The organism is Rhodococcus sp. NCIMB 12038, from assembly GCF_002165735.1.
Lineage (GTDB): Bacteria > Actinomycetota > Actinomycetes > Mycobacteriales > Mycobacteriaceae > Rhodococcus_F.
The window spans coordinates 97,823-113,274 of record NZ_NHML01000004.1 but is presented as its reverse complement, the minus strand read 5'-3'; the positions used below and the strand labels follow the sequence as shown (position 1 = coordinate 113,274).

Genomic DNA, 15,452 nt, shown 5'->3' with positions numbered 1-15,452 from the left:
CTGCGCATCAGGTGAGGTCGGCGGCGATTCTGCGGATGGCGGTTTCCGCATCGCTCACGATGTCCGAGATGATCGTCTTGCACGGCAGAACGGCTTCGATGAGTCCCTGGGACTGGCCCGCCCACCACATGCCGCCGTCCATGTCGCCCTTCTGCAGTACCTCGGTGCGACCGCGTGCCCCGGACGCGAGGTGCGCGATGTCGGAGAATTCTGCGCCGGGACGAGACGAGATCGCCGCGATTTTTTCCGAGATCGCGTTGCGGGCGACACGGGCGGTGTTGTGGAACTCGCGGAAGACGAGGATCGTCTGGCATTCGTCGTTGGCGACGATCTGGGCCTTGACGTTCGGATGCACCGGGGCCTCGTCGCTCGCGACGAACCGGGTGCCCATGTTGATCGCGGAGGCGCCCAGGGCGAGCGCTGCTGCCAGCCCGTCCCCGGTGGCGAATCCACCGCTGGCGATGATCGGGATGTCGAGTACGCGGGCCGCGGCCGGGATGAGGACGAGTCCGGGGATGTCCTCGTTGCCGGGGTGGCCGGCGCACTCGAATCCGTCGATGCTCACCGCGTCGACGCCCATGGACTGGGCCTTCAGCGCATGCCGGACGGCCACGGCCTTGTGGATGACCTTGATTCCGGCGGCCTTGAACGCCTCGACGTGCTCGCGGGGATTGCTGCCGGCGGTCTCCACGATGGTGATGCCGCTGTCGATGATCGCGGCACGGTATTCGTCGTACGGTACGGGAGTGACCGTCGGCAGGAGGGTGAGGTTGACGCCGAACGGTTTGTCGGTCATCTCCCGGCACCGGATGATCTCGGCCGCGAGCGCTTCGGGTGTGGGTTGGGTCAGTGCGGTGAGGAAGCCGAGGCCTCCGGCTTCGGCCACCGCGGAAATCAGCTCCGCGGTGCCCACACCGGTCATACCCCCGCACACCACCGGGTGCTCGACACCGAAGGCTTCTGTGAAGCGTGTGCGCAGCATGGTCACGGCCGTCCCGCGTGCGGAACGTCGACGGTCGTCGAGAGGACCTTGGCCTCGCGTGCGGCACTGCGCTTGGTCTCGTCGAAGTCGGGGGCGACCGACAGGAACAACGTCCGTCCGTCGTGTCCGCCGAGGGCGACCGCGAACACGCCCAGCGGTGCAGTGCTCACCTGGTCGAGGACGGTCCCGCCCTCACCCAAGCGGACGGCGCGTTGGTTGACGCAGTCGGCGATCCAGACCGCGCCGTCGGCGTCGAGGGCCTGACCGTCCGGGGCGATCGTGCATGCCGCGAGCCGCTTCTCCACGTTCGGTTCGTCGCCGAGGTCACCGAACGAGGCGAAATCCTCTCGGGGGCCGAGTGTTCCGTCGGGTCCGATCTCGAACTGGGAGACCCGGTTACCGAACAGTTCGTTGACGTACAGTGTTTTTCCGTCCGGGGAGATGCACATGCCGTTCGGGAAGGACAGTCCGCCTGCGGCCACGCGGGAGGTGCCGTCCGGCTCGACGAGGACGACGACACCGTGCTCGTGGTCGGCCCCGCCCATGAGGTCGAATCCGAATTCACCGACATACGCTTGCCCGTTCGCTGCGACCACCATGTCGTTGGCGTAGCCGCGGCAGTGTTCGGAGATGTCGGCGTGCTCGACGAGCGCGCCGTCGGATTCCCTGCGCAGGACCTTGCGGTCCTTCATGGAGACGACGAGCATGCGTCCGTCGGGGAGCCAGCCGAGGCCCGACGGCTGGTGCTCGACGGTGCAGACCCGTTCGACGGATCCGTCCGGGTTCACGACGTTGACCGAGTGGGTATAGAAGTCGACGAACCACAGTCGGTCCTCGTGCCAGCGGGGTCCCTCGGTGTAGGTGAAGCCCGCCGCGATCTCGGTGAGCTGACGATCGGACATGTCGGTACCTCTTCCTGAGTTCGGCTTTTGCCGTGGGTTGTGCCGTCGGTCGCAGGTCGATCGACTGGGCCGGTGGTGTGAGCCCCAGTCTCGGGATTCGCGGTGCGGCGCGGGTGTCCCACAACGCAACAGTGAGTTCGCAGTGCGGCTCGGGGTTCGTTGTCGCGAATTCGGACGGTCCGCAGGGCGGTTCGGCATGGACGCTGGTCGCACTCGCTCACCCACCGGATCCGGAGAAATACAGAATGTTCACCACGATGATGGATCGCCCACTGCTCGTCAGCTCGTTGCTGTGGCATGCAGAGAACGTTTTCGCCGACCGAGTCTGCGTCTCGTGTGACGGTGACCGCGGCGACCGGGAGTTCACCTATCGCGATCTCGGCGCGGCCACCCGCAGGTTCGCTGGTGCGTTCGACAACCTCGGGATCCGGTTCGGGACGAGAGTCGCGACGCTCGCATGGAACACGTTCGAGCACCTCGTCGCCTACTATGCGGTTCCGGCGTGCGGGGCGATCCTGCACACGGTCAACCACCGGATGTCGCCCGACCACATCGTCTACGCGATGGACAAGGCAGAGGACGAAGTGGTGTTGATCGACGCCGATCTGCTGCCCGTGCTCGAAGACGTACTTCCCAGACTTTCCCGGGTCCGGCACGTCGTGGTCTTCGGGGCCTTCGACGGTATCGCGCCCATAGCGTCCGCGACGGTGACGTGGTGGTCGTTCGACCAGCTCCTGCACGACGCCGTGCCGATCGGGGAGTTCCCGGAGTTCGACGAGACCTCCGCGTCGTCGATCTGCTTCACCTCCGGCACCACCGGACTGCCCAAGGGTGTCGTGTACAGCCACCGCAGCACTGTGCTGCACGCGATGGCCATCAGTGCCTCCGGTGGTGTCGCGATCGACGGGTCACGCTCGTATCTGCTGACTACGCAGATGTCCCACGTCCACAGCTGGGGTGTTCCGCACGCGGGTGTCCTGCAGGGGGCGCGCCTCGTCCTTCCCGGACCGCACCCCTCACCGGCGGAGCTGCTACGCATCACCACCGAGCAGACCCCGGATGTGTTCGTCGGCGTACCGGCTGTCGCGGCGCTCATGCGCGAGCGGTTCGACGCCGATCCCGGCCGCTACGATCTCGGGAGCCTGCGGACCCTGTGGCTGGGCGGCCAGGCGCCGCCGTCGGGTCTGGTGAACTGGTGGGCGGCACACGGAGTGTCGACCGTCAACGGATGGGGGATGACCGAGACGTCGCCCATGGGAACCTTCAGCCACGCCCCCACAAACCACGGACGGCCCCTGCCGCTGTTCCAGGTGCGCATCGTCGACGAGGAGGGTCGGACCCTGCCGTGGAACGGCTTCACCACAGGTGAACTGCAAGTCCGCTCGCCGTGGGTGACCGGCACCTACCTCGACGACGACCGTACTGCCGACGCGTTCGACAACGGCTGGTTGCGGACCGGCGACATCGCTGTGATCCACCCCGACGGCCAGGTCCAAATCCACGACCGCGTGAAGGACCTCATCAAAAGCGGAGGGGAGTGGATCTCCTCGGTCGAGCTGGAGAACAAGCTGCTACTCCACCCGACTGTCCTCGAAGCCGCCGTCATCGCCGTTCCACACGAGACGTGGCAGGAACGCCCCGTGGCGTGGGTCCGGCTCACCGGCGAGGTCACCGACGACGAACTGCGGACCCATCTGGCGGCGTCCCTACCGAAGTTCTGGCTTCCGGACTCGTTCGTCCGGGTCGGCCAGATCCCCACGACGTCGGTGGGCAAACTCGACAAGGCGCGGATGCGTCAACTGTGGCGCGAGGACGTGGTGTAGCGTTCTGGGACACTCGCAGCCTGTGTGACCTCGGTTACATAATGACTGTACTGGCTGTGAAGTGCTCCGAGGTGGTGATGTGGTGTGGTAACCGACCGGTCCTCCGCGCGTGCGGACGATCGTTCCCTCGACGCGGATGAGGGTGCTCCGCTGAGGTTGCGACCGGAGATCGAACAGTCGTGGCGGCGGTGCCGCGCCATCGGGGCGGCGCCGGACGGCTCGCGGTTTCGGTTCATCGACGACACCTACACCGATTCGAAACTGATTCGTGCCGCACGCCCCGTCGTGGATCGGCTGGCCGAACAGCTCGCCGATACGCCGGTGACGATCCTGCTCGCGGATCAGGATGCCACCATTGTCGACCGCCGCACGGGGGTGAGGTCACTGCTCGGGCGTCTCGACCGTGCCCAGGTGGCGCCCGGCTTCATGTTCTCCGAAGAGTACGCAGGCACCAATGGCATCGGCACGGCCCTCGAGGAACGCAAAGCGTTCCGGGTGCGCGGCGGCGAGCACATGCTCGAGTCCCTGCAGTCGCTGGCGTGCGTTGGCTCGCCGATCGTCGACCCGGTCTCGCGCACGGTGGTGGGTATCCTCGACATCACGTGCAACGTCGATCAGGTCAGCGACCTGATGGCGCCGCTGATCTTCTCCGCGGTCCGGGACGTCGAGGAGCGGCTCTTCGACCAGTCCGCCAAGAGTGAGCAAGTTCTGCTGCGCGAATACATGCGGAGCAAGCGCCGCGGCAATGCCGCGGTGGTGGCGATGAGTCCGGACACGGTGATCGCAACTCCGACCGCGTCTCGGCTGATGGACTCGACGGATCAGATGATGATCTGGGACTGGATCAGCAGCCATCTGGGCACGAAGCAGGAATGGGAAGGACCGCTGCGTTTCGCGGACGGCATCGACGTGCGGGTTCATGCGCGTCGGGTGAGCGAGTCGGGCGAGCAGCTCAGTGCGATTCTCGAGTTGCGTCCGATGGTCTCGTCCGCGGTCTCCCGTCCTCACACGGCCGCGCTTCCCGCATCGCGTCATGCTCCCGCCACCGAGTCCGCGGGCCGGATCGTGGGCCGAAGCCTGGCCACGCACCGGCTGCAGAGCCGCATCGACGAGATCGCGGGCACGGTGGGTCCGGTCCTGGTGACCGGCGAGTCCGGGGTCGGCAAGTCGCATGTCGCCCGGTACATTCAGCAACGCTGGGGCCACGACGGCGACATCCCCGTGATCGACGGGTCCACCTTGACCCCCGAGACCGTCACAGATCTGCGCGCGCGCCTGTCGAGCAACGTCCCGTGGATCGTCGAACACGTGGACGAGATACCGGACGACGCGGTCGCTCCCACCCGCCGGCTACTGGACGCGGCCGCGACGATGTCCGCGCCGATCGTCGCGACCGCGACCTCGACGGCGCCGGACGGTGCCGGCCAGCAGGTGCACACCCATGTGCGCCGAAGTGTGTCCGTGTCGCCGCTGCGCCAGCGGATCGAGGATCTCGACGACCTCGCACGTGAACTGCTCGGCGCTCACCTCCCCGGGCGGCCCACCCCGCAGTTGCAGCCGGCAGCCCACCGGGCTCTGGTTGCCCACCACTGGCCGGGCAACGTCCGAGAGCTCGATGCCGTCCTGTGCACAGCCATCGCCCGATCGATGGGATTCGACATCAGACTCGAACACCTTCCCGACGACTACCGCGCACTGGGATCGGGCCGGCAGCTCACCTCCCTCGAACGCAGTGAGCGGGAAGCGATCGTGCGTGCCCTCGACGAGGCCGACGGCAACAAGTCGCTCGCGGCCGATCGGCTCGGTGTCGCCCGGTCGACGCTGTACCGTAAGCTCCGCGCGCTCGGGCTGGAGAACGAACGCTTCGGATCCTGATCCCGAAACCCCTTGTCGCGTATCGGGACATCCCAGCCACATCCATTGCGGAGACGATAGGCGCAGGACGGGCGACCCCAGTCACCCGACTCCTCGCGCCGCCCCGCCGGGTGTCGGCGGCGGACCGATCCGAAGGGATGATCAATGATGAAGCGCACCGTCTACAGCGACGACCACGAGGCATACAGGGACTCCGTCCGTCAGTTCCTCGTCCGGCATTTCGAACCGCGCGCCGACGACGTCCGTGCCGACAAGGCGCTGCCCCGGGACTTCTGGCTCGAAGCAGGCAAACACGATCTGCTGGGACTCGAGGTGCCGGCAGAGTACACGGGTGCGGACGCGGGTGACTACCGCTTCAACGCGGTGCTCATCGAGGAACTGGCCAAGGCCAACGCTGCCCTGGCGTCGAGTGTGAGCATCCACTGCGATGTCGTAGCGCCGTATCTGGTGCGACTGACCACCGACGCACAGAAGAAGCGGTGGCTGCCCGGTGTGTGTTCGGGTGAGATACTCACGGCGATCGGGATGACCGAACCCGGCGGCGGTTCGGATCTGGCCGCGCTCAAGACCACCGCGGTACGCGACGGCGACCATTGGGCGCTCTCGGGCGCGAAAACGTTTATCACCAACGGTTATTCGGCGGACCTGGTGGTGATCGCGGCACGGACTTCACCGGAGAAGAAGGCCAAGGGCATCACCCTCTTCGGTGTCGAGACTTCACTGCCCGGATTCGAGCGGGGCCGTAAACTCGACAAGGTCGGCCAGGACGAAGCCGACACCGCCGAGTTGTTCCTCGACAACGTGCGGGTCACCGACGCCGATGTCATCGGTGAGCTCGATCGCGGCTTCATCCACATGATGTCGTTCCTGCCCCAGGAGCGGCTGGGGTGTGCTGTCGCGAATCTTGCGCACGCCGCGCAGATCCTTGTCGAGACCATCGAATACTGCCGCGAGAGAAAGGCTTTCGGTCAGTCGATCGGAACATTTCAGCACAACAAGTTTCTGATCGCCGACCTGGTGACGCAGATCGAGGTCACGCAGGCGTATGTCGACCGGTGCGTCGAAGCCCACGTGGCGGGTGAGCTCACCTCCGTCGACGCGGCGAAGGCGAAGTGGTGGACCGCCGACGTCCAGAACCGGGTGATCGACCACTGCGTGCAACTGTACGGCGGCTATGGCTACATGAACGAATACCGGGTGGCGCGGGCGTGGCGGGATGCACGGGTCACGAGGATCTGGGCGGGGTCGAACGAGATCATGATGGAACTGATCGGCCGCGACCTCGGTTTCTGAATCCCGGTCGGTGGCGCGCGCCCGGGAACAATCGTGGCTGCTGCCGCCTGGTCCGTCGGAAGACGGAACTCGAATGTCCTTGTGGTTCTTGAGACTATCTTGGAACCGATCGGCACTCGTGATTCGATTTCGGACACTTCACATCACACCGTCGCTTCTAACGTCATACATGTCCGGGCAGGAATAGACGTCCCGGGAAACCTCGAGGAGGAACCAATGACGGCATCCCAGGCCGACACGGCCACCCGCACCGGCTCGCACTCTGACAACGATGTGCTCGACGTCCTGATCATCGGCGGAGGCTTCTCCGGCTTGTATGCGCTGGACCGGCTTCGCGACCTCGGCTTCACCGTCAAGGTCTGGGACGCGGCCGGCGGATTAGGCGGAATCTGGTGGTGGAACTGCTATCCCGGTGCACGCACCGATAGCACCGGACAGATCTATCAGTTCTCGCACAAGGACCTGTGGAAAGGTTACGATTTCGCCGAACTGTATCCAGGTTTCGCCGGAGTCCGGAACTACTTCGAGCACGTCGACTCGCAGCTGGATCTCACGCGCGACGTCGTGTTCGATACCTTCGCCGAGGCGTGCACGTGGGACGAGGCCTCTCGCGAGTGGACCGCGCGGTCCGCGGACGGCAAGGTCCAGAAGGCACGTCAGGTGATCGTCGCCACTGGATTCGGTGCGAAGCCGCTCTACCCGAATCTCGAAGGGCTCGACTCGTTCGCTGGTGAATGCCACCACACTGCCCGCTGGCCGCAGGAGGGCGTGGACATGACCGGCAAGAAGGTCGTCGTCATGGGCACCGGCTCGAGTGGCGTGCAGGTGGTGCAGGAAGCCGGTCACGTCGCCGAACACGTCACGGTGTTCCAGCGCACCCCGAACCTGGCGATTCCGATGCAGCAGCGCACGCTCAGCCCCGACGACAACGAGAACTTCCGGAAAGGACTGCCCGAGCGGTTCGCGGCACGCTACAAGGCCTTCGCAGGCTTCGACTTCGACTTCCTGCCGCAGAACGCCACTGACCTGAGCAAGGAGGAGCGCGACGCGATCTACGAGAAGATGTGGTCCGAAGGTGGTTTCGAGATGTGGCTCGGTACTTTCCAGGACATCCTCGTCGACGAGGAGGCCAACCGTACCTTCTACGACTTCTGGCGCAGCAAGGTCCACGAGCGGGTCACCGACCCGAAGAAGGCCGCGATCGTGGCGCCCGAGACACCGCCGCACCCCTACGGAGTCAAACGCCCATCACTCGAGCAGGACTACTTCGACGTCATCAACCAGAGCAACGTCGATGTCATCGACTCCAACCTCACCCCGATCCGCCGGGTGCTGCCCCACGGCGTCGAGACCGACGAGGGCGTCATCGATTGCGACCTGCTGGTGTTGGCCACCGGCTTCGACAACAACAGTGGCGGAATCATGGCCATCGACATCCACGGTGTCGACGGATTGAGCATCCAGGACAAGTGGAAGTCCGGGGTCGACACCTGCATGGGCCTGTCCACCCGCGGGTTCCCGAACATGATGTTCCTCTACGGCCCGCAGAGCCCGTCCGGTTTCTGCAACGGCCCCACGTCCGCCGAGTACCAAGGCGAGATCGTCGTCGAGTTCCTTCAGCATCTGCGCGACCACGACATCACCCGATTCGAGAACACCGCTGAGTCGGAGAAGCAGTGGCGTGCGCACGTCGACGAACTGTTCTTGAACTCGATGTTCACAAAGGCACGATCTTGGTACTGGGGCGCGAACGTGCCCGGCAAGCCGGCGCAGATGCTCAACTATTCGGGGGGTGTGCCGCAGTACTTCGCTCGCTGGGACGACATCAAGGCCAACGGCTACGACGCCTACGAGACGAACTGATCCAAAGGAGTTCACGTGGGCCGCGGTGCATCATCCGTGGCCCACGAGCTGCAGCGGGCGAGAAGAGCAGACCATCCGACCACCCTGACGATGAACGGTTGCCGGTACGCTTCCCGCCTCGGACATGCCTACTCCGAGCGCGGTGACGGCAGCCGGCGCCGCAATCAGCCCAGGGCCGCGAGACCGCCCGCGCTTGTCGCTGCGCGGTGAGCTCTCCTCCTGCAGCAACGCACTGAAACTGAGGATTCTGACAGCTTAATGAGAAGCCCTCGCTGACAACGAATTAGAGCGTGTCTCATGTGGGAAGTTTCTTGAAGCAGGTGAGTGCGGCGGCGAGGTGGAGAAATCCGGCGGATTATTCGTGGCGTTCGTAGCGGATGGTCATGCGCCGGTAGCCGGTAAGCCAAGCAATGGTGCGTTCGATCTTCCACCGATACCGGCCCAGCCGATCATTTCTCTCGATGCCGAGGCGAGCGATCCGCGGAACGATGCCCCGTTCGCGTACCCACCGACGATGTTTGTCGTAGTCGTAGCCCTTGTCGGCGCGAAGCTTTCCCGGCTTGCGGCGGCGCGGTCCACGCCGGGATTTCACCGCCGGGATCGCGGCCACCAACGGTTGGAGCATCGTGCTGTCGTGCGTGTTCGCCCCGGATACGTCCACGACGGGAATCCATTCCGTTGGCACATGGACCTCGGCCTGATCGCCGCGCCCAAATCGGCGAACCTGGGGCGGATCGCAGCGAACATCGACATCTTCGACTTCAGTCTCACAGCGGAGGAGGTCGACGCCATCACCGCACTCGACACCGGTTCGGTCCCCCCCGGTGGACTCGGACGAGCCGTTGAGCCCTCCCCCGGGCATCGTCGAATCCGGCGCGAACCAGTACCGCTGCTCGGGTTTGCTTTGCTGCCAAAACACTTCGATCATTGTCCGCGTGTCACCCACGCCTGGCGTTGACGGCATTCAGAGCGAGATGATCGCCCGTAGCACGGTGGCTGCTGCGCCGGCGTAGCCAGGGCGAATAGCGAGTGTGCGGGCGTGGGCGGGGTCGACGCACCCGGTCAGTGCGCTGCCGATCTTGACGCCAACGAGTAGGGCGGCGGCCGCGGTCAGGTCGAGCCTCGGATCGATGTGGACGGCGCCGCCGGAGGCGAGTTTGGTGACCAGGGACAGGTCCGCGACGGTGAAGAAGAACGGTTGCAGGTGGCGGCGAATGCTTGTTGCGGCCAGCGGGAGGCGAGCGCGTCGGTCGTCACCGGGGGTGCGACCCCGGCGGTGGTGTTCATCAGCCCGGACACGAAACCCGCGGCCACCACCGGGGCCCTCCTGCTCACGGTTTGCAGAGTCACTGTGCAGTCCGCGTATCCGGCGCGGTGCGGGTTCAGGCCGGGAGCAGCGCAGCGCGGGCCGGGGCCTTCGCCTCCGGCTTCCACCACGGCGTCGACTCCGCGCTGGTCCGCCCGATGTGTCCGCCGAATCCGTCGTACCCTCGCGCGCCCGACGGGATCTGCTGTTCGCCGTCGACACCACCGGTTCCGTTACTTCCCACTTTCGGGCACGCGCGCAATCCCTTCACTCACGGAGAAGGGATTTCCCCGCACATGTGGGGGAATCGTACGGTTGCTCACGACCCCGGCGAGTGGTTTGAATCACGAAGATTCCAAACCGCGTTCACCCGTTGTGACCTGCATCGCCCGAAACCGGTGGCAGAACGTGATCTGCGCAATGAAAGGGGCCACTTTTACACGCGCGTAAGAAATTCAGGACAGGATTTGCGGTGAACGTGCTCCTGCCCGCGTGTGATCGTCCAGAAAGCTGTACCACTGTGCTCCAGCTCATCTCGATACTCGGCCTCCTCCGACGTGCCGGTTCCACCGCGTGGCCGTCGCTGCGCACCGCGTTGCTTCGCTTCGCGGGGTACCTGGTGCCGATTGCGCAGACGGCGGTCACCGCGGGGGCGGCGTGGTGGGTGTCGGTCGAGGTGGCCGGTCACGAGCAACCGTTGCTGGCCCCGCTGGCCGCGGTCGTGTGTCTGAGCGTCGCGCGCGGCGCCCGCAGCCGCCGGGCCGGTGAACTCATCGCCGGTGTCACCATCGGAACGATCGTGTCGGACGTCGTCGTGCGGTACATCGGCAACGGTCCGTGGCAGATCTGCCTCGTGGTGGCGGTGGCCATGTCGCTGGCGGTGCTCCTCGACGGTGGTTCGGTGATCGTGCTGCAGTCGGGTTCGTCGGCGGCGTTGGTCGCGGCGATGGCGTCCGCGACCGCCGCGCATCCGTTCGACCGGGTCGTGGATGCGTTGATCGGGGGTGCGCTGAGTCTGGTGGCGCTGGCCGTGTTGCCGACCGACCCCGTCCGACGGACACGCCGGTGCGCCGCCTCGGTGCTGGACAGCGTGGCCGCGGCCCTCCGGCAGACGTCGAAGGGGCTGGCTGCCGGTGACGTCTCCGCGCTGGAGGACGCTCTCGCACTTGCCCGTTCGACGCAGTCGACCATCGACAGCATGCGCGTCGAACTCCGGTCCGGCTCCGAGGTGGCGCGGATCTCACCGATTCACTGGCGGGGACGCCGCCGCATCGGCCGGCTCGCGTCGATCGCGGACCCGATCGACAACGCCGCACGCAACACCCGGGTTCTGGTCCGGCGGGCCCTGATCGCGACATACGACGGCGAGCGGGTGGACCCGCAGTTGGCGGACGCCGTCTCCGAACTGGCGCACCTCGCCGACCGGATGCGGCTGATGATCCTCACGACGACGCCCGCGAAGAAGCCCAACGAAATTCAGATCAGCGACGAACTCGAACGCTTCGCGCGCGCACTGCCGCAGCAGGAGATCTCGGCCGGGTTCTCCGCGGCGGTCGTCTCCGCGCAGGTCCGATCGATCGTCATCGACTTCTTCGAGGTGTGCGGCATCCCGCGCGCCGTCTGCCGGCCGATGCTGCCCCGTCCCGCCCAGTACGCGGGCGCGGCGTAGTCCGTCGATTTCAGGACAGCTCGAGCCGGCACTCTTCCGGCGCGCGGGAGTTGTCGATGACGCAGAACCGGTTGCCCTCGGTGTCCGCCAGCACGACGAAGTCCGAGTCCTCCGGGTAGCGGTCCCACAGCACCCTTTGCGCGCCGAGACCGACGAGTCGTTCGATCTCGGCGGCCTGATCGTCGCTGTCGCGGGCGTGCAGGTCGAGGTGCAGCCGCGGCTCGGGTTCCGCGTCGTGTTCGCTCTGCTGGATCCCGAGCACCGGTCGGCCGTCGGGCCGCGTCAGGTTGGTGAAATTGTTGTCGCCGACCGGCGGGCGCGCGGTCAGTCCGAGTGCCTCGGTCCAGAACCTGATTGCGCGGTCGACGTCGCGTGCCCCGATCACGGTCGTTCCCAGGATGAGCATGATCCGAATTTATCCGCTGCGCCGGGCCGGGGTGGACGATGTGGGGTGTGGATTTTCAGGATGCGGTGCTGCGGCCCCTCGCCGAACGGTTGTGTCGCGTCGACGGCGTCGTCGGCGTCACCCTCGGCGGCAGCCGCGCCCGCGGCACCCACACGGCGGAATCCGACTACGACCTCGGCGTCTACTACCGCGGGGCGCTCGACACCCACGGGCTGACCGCGCTCGCGCAGGAGTGGGCGGGCGCCGGGACGTCGGCGACCCGTACGGGCGAATGGGGTCCGTGGGTCGACGGCGGGGCGTGGCTGTCGTACGACGGCCGGGCGGTGGACTGGCTGTACCGCGACCTCGACCGGGTGGCCGCGGTGTGGCGGGACGCGCAACAGGGGGTGTACGGGTTCCACGCCCAGACCGGTCACCCGTTCGGATTCGCGGACTTCGCGTACGCGGGCGAACTCGCGTCGGCGGTGATCCTCGCCGATCCGTCCAGACAGCTCGGCGAGTTTCGCACCGACATGCAGCACTACCCCGACGCGCTGCGCGACGCGCTGGTGCGGCGCGGACTGTGGGAGGCGGAGTTCGTCACCGTGCTGGGCCGCAAGGCAATCCCGCGAGCCGACACGACGTACGTGGCGGGCTGCCTGTTTCGCGCGGTGTGCCTGTGCGCCCACGCCCTCCACGCGCACGCCCGGCGCTGGCTCATCAGCGAGAAGGGCGCCGTAGCCGCCGCCGGCGCCCTGCCGAACGCACCGGCCGATTTCAGCGTTCGCGCTCACGCCGTGCTCGGCCGGCTCGGCACGACACCGGACGACTTGACCGCCGCTCTCGCCCTGGCCGAACTGCTCGTCGCGGACACCCGCGACGCCTGCCCACTCACCTGAGCGCGCGCACCCTCAGCCGTCCTCCCCGAACCGCCCGCGGGCCTCGACCGGAATCAGCGGCTTCTCCGCCCGCGCCCTGATCTGCTGGACCGCCCATGTATTGCCGTCGGGATCGGCGAATCCGAAGAACGTTCCCCCGTCACGCTCGTCGAACACGGTGATCTCGCTGACCTCGACACCCCGGTCGAGCAACTCCTGCCGGGCCGCGGTCGCGTCGGCGACCACCAACTGCAATCCCCTCATCGACCCCGGCGCCATCTCCGTGTGTGACGGGAGGTCGCCGATCACGATCGAGCACCCCGAACCGGTCGGCGTCAGCTGAACGACGTGCATGTGCTCGTTGCGGGTGTCGTGATCGAGATGGAAACCGAGCTTGTCGCGGTAGAACGCAACGGATCGATCGATGTCACTGACGGGCAGAACGACCACTTCGAGAGTCCAGTCCATGATGCGAATTCCTCCGTAGCTGGGCGGTGTACCTGGGTAGCGAAATGCTCCGCATCAGATAGTGGCACTGTTCCGCACCGCACGCCGGCGCATCGACGACGTCGCGCTCAGCCGTGCATATGGAACGGCTTCCCCGCCAGCGCGAGCATCGCTTCGCCCAGCGCCTCGGCGGTCCGGAGTTCACCCAATTCCGGTTGTCATTCACCTGAATGACATTCGCCCCGTTAGCTTCTCATCATCGAAGACACGGCCACTTCAATCGCCAGGGATGTGCGGCGGTGATCGAAGTTTGAACTACAGTCTGGATGTCCGCAACTTGCCGATACCCGGTAATGCGCGGTCGTCACGTCTTACGGTCTTCGAACCGCCCTTACTGAGGAGAACTGTCGATGTCTCTGCCGCTGCATTCCTCGTGGATTGAGGTCGCCTCGGCACCCTCCCGAGCGCTTCCCGGGTGCCGACGGGTAGGGATGCTCACAGCCGGCGTGCTGGTGGGCGCAATGCTGACGAGCGTTACCGCTGGCGGTGTGTTGTCCGCTGCTCCGGCGGCGGCGGCCGAGGTGACGCCACCGGTCACCGTCTACGTCGCCGACGTCATCTTGAATCAGGTCGTCGGCATTGCACCAGGAGCTGGCGAGCAGATTGCGGTCGGTAGCGGGTTGAACCAGCCGAACGGTGTGGCCGTCGATACCCGAGGTGACGTGTTCATCGCCGACACCTCTAATAATCGGGTGGTCAAGGTGACACCCGACGGCACCCAAACCATCGTCCTCGACACGGGCTTGTACGCCCCGACTCGGGTCGCAGTCAACGCCGCCGGAGACGTATTCGTCAGCGACACTCTTCACCAACGAGTACTCAGACTGCCCTATGACGGCGGGGCTCAGACAACCGTCGGCACCAACCTCCGCACGCCCTCAGGGATCGCTGTCGACACCACCGGAAACCTGTTCATCGCCAACTTCGACGGCGGAACCGTGGTCAAGGTCCCCGCCGACGGAAGCCCCCAGACCACTGTCGCCGCCGAACTCAACCGGCCGGATGGCGTAGCGGTCGACAACGCCGGCAACGTCTACATCGCCAACCAGGGCGACAGTCGAGTCGTCAGGGTACCCGTCGATGGCGGACCCCACACCGAAGTCGGCACCGACCTCAACGGACCATCCGGGGTCGCAGTCGATGGTGCGGCGAACGTGTACATCGCCGACAGCAGCAACCACAGAGTGGTGATGGTGCCGGCAGACGGCGGCGGCCAAACAACTATCGGGACCGGATTCAACCTACCCACCGACGTCGCCGTTGCCCCAGCTATCAGCCCGACGACTCCCCCTCCTTCCCCCGGGACGGGCTCATTGTCAGGCTTCGGCAGCAGCTAGCACACCAACACCCATAGTGAAGCCTCCGAGAAGCACTAAAACCGATTGGTCCAACGTAATCCGAAGTTGATCGACTTCCGCCCTGATCGCTGTAGCGGACTATCACCTCGAGTTCCGGAATACCGATCCGACGCGACTCGATGAGCGCTCTGGGGCCGATCCCTGTCGCGGTGTCACAGCATGCCCGGCATCAGAAATCACGACCGACTGCGGTCCACACCCGCAACCCACTTTGCCGACACACACCCCTGCCCCCATTACCGACGAGAAAAGGATTCACACATGAACCTTCGCACCCTCACCCGTACCGCGGCGACCGCGTTGGCCACCGCCGCGATCCTCGCCGCGCCTGCACTGGCCCTCGCCCCGGCTGCCGGCGCGACCCCGGTCTACACCACCTACCCGTCATCGACGGCCTGCGCGAACGCGGGAAAGGCGCTCCGTGAGGCCTACCCGGGGCTGCGGACCTCGTGCCTGATGAAAGCCGGAACCGCAGACGGGCAGACCGAACTGAAGTACGACCCGGCCGACATCCCGAAGCTGAAGTCCAACCCGCAGCCCACACCGCCGGCGTTCGGCGGATTCTTCGGCAGCTGACACCGCCCCCGCCACCCTCAGCCCCGAGACAGGAT

General features: G+C 66.0%; 14 protein-coding genes and 1 pseudogene. 9 read left to right on the top strand and 6 right to left on the bottom strand.

Annotated elements, in window-relative coordinates; genetic code table 11:
- Nucleotides 1-7: 7 nt before the first annotated feature.
- Both CA951_RS06715 and CA951_RS06710 read right to left on the bottom strand, forming a co-directional pair.
- Nucleotides 8-982 (bottom strand): nitronate monooxygenase family protein, encoded by a 975-nt coding sequence (locus tag CA951_RS06715; RefSeq protein ID WP_179220131.1) that lies wholly within the window; start codon nt 980-982, stop codon nt 8-10.
- 2 nt (nt 983-984) lie between these two features.
- Nucleotides 985-1,884 carry an SMP-30/gluconolactonase/LRE family protein gene (locus CA951_RS06710; protein ID WP_087556109.1) on the bottom strand — a complete coding sequence of 300 codons (900 nt, stop codon included), beginning with the start codon at nt 1,882-1,884 and terminating at the stop codon, nt 985-987.
- 245 nt (nt 1,885-2,129) lie between these two features.
- Here CA951_RS06710 and CA951_RS06705 point away from each other — a divergent pair, with 245 nt between their 5' ends.
- From CA951_RS06705 to CA951_RS06690, 4 genes are all read left to right on the top strand, one after another.
- A complete protein-coding gene (locus tag CA951_RS06705; RefSeq protein WP_179220130.1) occupies nt 2,130-3,707 on the top strand; it encodes a long-chain fatty acid--CoA ligase in 1,578 nt (525 codons plus the stop codon).
- Nucleotides 3,708-3,791: 84 nt separating this feature from the next.
- A complete protein-coding gene (locus tag CA951_RS06700) occupies nt 3,792-5,582 on the top strand; it encodes a sigma-54-dependent Fis family transcriptional regulator (protein ID WP_087556108.1) in 1,791 nt (596 codons plus the stop codon).
- 147 nt (nt 5,583-5,729) lie between these two features.
- Complete coding sequence (locus CA951_RS06695; protein WP_087556376.1) at nt 5,730-6,875, top strand: acyl-CoA dehydrogenase family protein; 1,146 nt, start codon at nt 5,730-5,732, stop codon at nt 6,873-6,875.
- A 216-nt stretch (nt 6,876-7,091) separates the two neighbouring features.
- A complete protein-coding gene (locus CA951_RS06690) occupies nt 7,092-8,738 on the top strand; it encodes an NAD(P)/FAD-dependent oxidoreductase (RefSeq protein ID WP_087556107.1) in 1,647 nt (548 codons plus the stop codon).
- A gap of 355 nt (nt 8,739-9,093) precedes the next feature.
- Here CA951_RS06690 and CA951_RS06685 read toward each other — a convergent pair.
- Nucleotides 9,094-9,417: pseudogene (locus CA951_RS06685) on the bottom strand (transposase); the annotation flags it as partial.
- 6 nt (nt 9,418-9,423) lie between these two features.
- Here CA951_RS06685 and CA951_RS43315 point away from each other — a divergent pair.
- On the top strand, nt 9,424-9,696 hold the full coding sequence (locus tag CA951_RS43315) for a hypothetical protein (RefSeq protein WP_087556106.1): 273 nt from the start codon (nt 9,424-9,426) through the stop codon (nt 9,694-9,696).
- 424 nt (nt 9,697-10,120) lie between these two features.
- On the opposite strand, the gene CA951_RS06675 is transcribed toward CA951_RS43315, so the two are convergent.
- Nucleotides 10,121-10,288, bottom strand: coding sequence for a hypothetical protein (locus CA951_RS06675; RefSeq protein WP_179220124.1), 168 nt, complete (start codon nt 10,286-10,288; stop codon nt 10,121-10,123).
- Between the two features lie 276 nt (nt 10,289-10,564).
- On the opposite strand from CA951_RS06675, the gene CA951_RS06670 reads away from it, so the two are divergent.
- On the top strand, nt 10,565-11,713 hold the full coding sequence (locus tag CA951_RS06670; RefSeq protein WP_087556104.1) for an aromatic acid exporter family protein: 1,149 nt from the start codon (nt 10,565-10,567) through the stop codon (nt 11,711-11,713).
- 10 nt (nt 11,714-11,723) lie between these two features.
- Here the strand turns inward: CA951_RS06670 and CA951_RS06665 are convergent, their stop codons facing one another.
- Nucleotides 11,724-12,119, bottom strand: a complete 396-nt coding sequence (locus CA951_RS06665) for a VOC family protein (RefSeq protein WP_087556103.1) — start codon at nt 12,117-12,119, stop codon at nt 11,724-11,726.
- Between the two features lie 38 nt (nt 12,120-12,157).
- On the opposite strand from CA951_RS06665, the gene CA951_RS06660 reads away from it, so the two are divergent.
- Nucleotides 12,158-12,997 carry a nucleotidyltransferase domain-containing protein gene (locus tag CA951_RS06660; protein ID WP_087556102.1) on the top strand — a complete coding sequence of 280 codons (840 nt, stop codon included), beginning with the start codon at nt 12,158-12,160 and terminating at the stop codon, nt 12,995-12,997.
- 12 nt (nt 12,998-13,009) lie between these two features.
- Here the strand turns inward: CA951_RS06660 and CA951_RS06655 are convergent, their stop codons facing one another.
- Entirely contained in the window at nt 13,010-13,444 is a 435-nt protein-coding gene (locus CA951_RS06655) for a VOC family protein (protein ID WP_087556101.1), read from the bottom strand.
- A gap of 500 nt (nt 13,445-13,944) precedes the next feature.
- Here CA951_RS06655 and CA951_RS06650 point away from each other — a divergent pair, with 500 nt between their 5' ends.
- Nucleotides 13,945-14,820: a hypothetical protein gene (locus CA951_RS06650; RefSeq protein WP_179220129.1), complete on the top strand. Its 876-nt coding sequence runs from the start codon at nt 13,945-13,947 to the stop codon at nt 14,818-14,820.
- A gap of 282 nt (nt 14,821-15,102) precedes the next feature.
- The gene (locus CA951_RS06645) at nt 15,103-15,417 is read left to right on the top strand and encodes a hypothetical protein (RefSeq protein WP_087556099.1); all 315 of its coding nucleotides are present in this window, start codon (nt 15,103-15,105) and stop codon (nt 15,415-15,417) included.
- The last annotated feature ends 35 nt before the right edge of the window (nt 15,418-15,452 follow it).

Bases quoted from the DNA above. Each gene is read 5' to 3' on its own strand.
- CA951_RS06715 (WP_179220131.1), bottom strand. From the start codon at position 982: ATGCTGCGCACACGCTTCACAGAAGCCTTCGGTGTCGAGCACCCGGTG.
- CA951_RS06710 (WP_087556109.1), bottom strand. From the start codon at position 1,884: ATGTCCGATCGTCAGCTCACCGAGATCGCGGCGGGCTTCACCTACACC.
- CA951_RS06705 (WP_179220130.1), top strand. From the start codon at position 2,130: ATGTTCACCACGATGATGGATCGCCCACTGCTCGTCAGCTCGTTGCTG.
- CA951_RS06695 (WP_087556376.1), top strand. From the start codon at position 5,730: ATGAAGCGCACCGTCTACAGCGACGACCACGAGGCATACAGGGACTCC.
- CA951_RS06690 (WP_087556107.1), top strand. From the start codon at position 7,092: ATGACGGCATCCCAGGCCGACACGGCCACCCGCACCGGCTCGCACTCT.
- CA951_RS43315 (WP_087556106.1), top strand. From the start codon at position 9,424: ATGGACCTCGGCCTGATCGCCGCGCCCAAATCGGCGAACCTGGGGCGG.
- CA951_RS06665 (WP_087556103.1), bottom strand. From the start codon at position 12,119: ATGCTCATCCTGGGAACGACCGTGATCGGGGCACGCGACGTCGACCGC.
- CA951_RS06660 (WP_087556102.1), top strand. From the start codon at position 12,158: ATGTGGGGTGTGGATTTTCAGGATGCGGTGCTGCGGCCCCTCGCCGAA.
- CA951_RS06655 (WP_087556101.1), bottom strand. From the start codon at position 13,444: ATGGACTGGACTCTCGAAGTGGTCGTTCTGCCCGTCAGTGACATCGAT.
- CA951_RS06650 (WP_179220129.1), top strand. From the start codon at position 13,945: ATGCTGACGAGCGTTACCGCTGGCGGTGTGTTGTCCGCTGCTCCGGCG.
- CA951_RS06645 (WP_087556099.1), top strand. From the start codon at position 15,103: ATGAACCTTCGCACCCTCACCCGTACCGCGGCGACCGCGTTGGCCACC.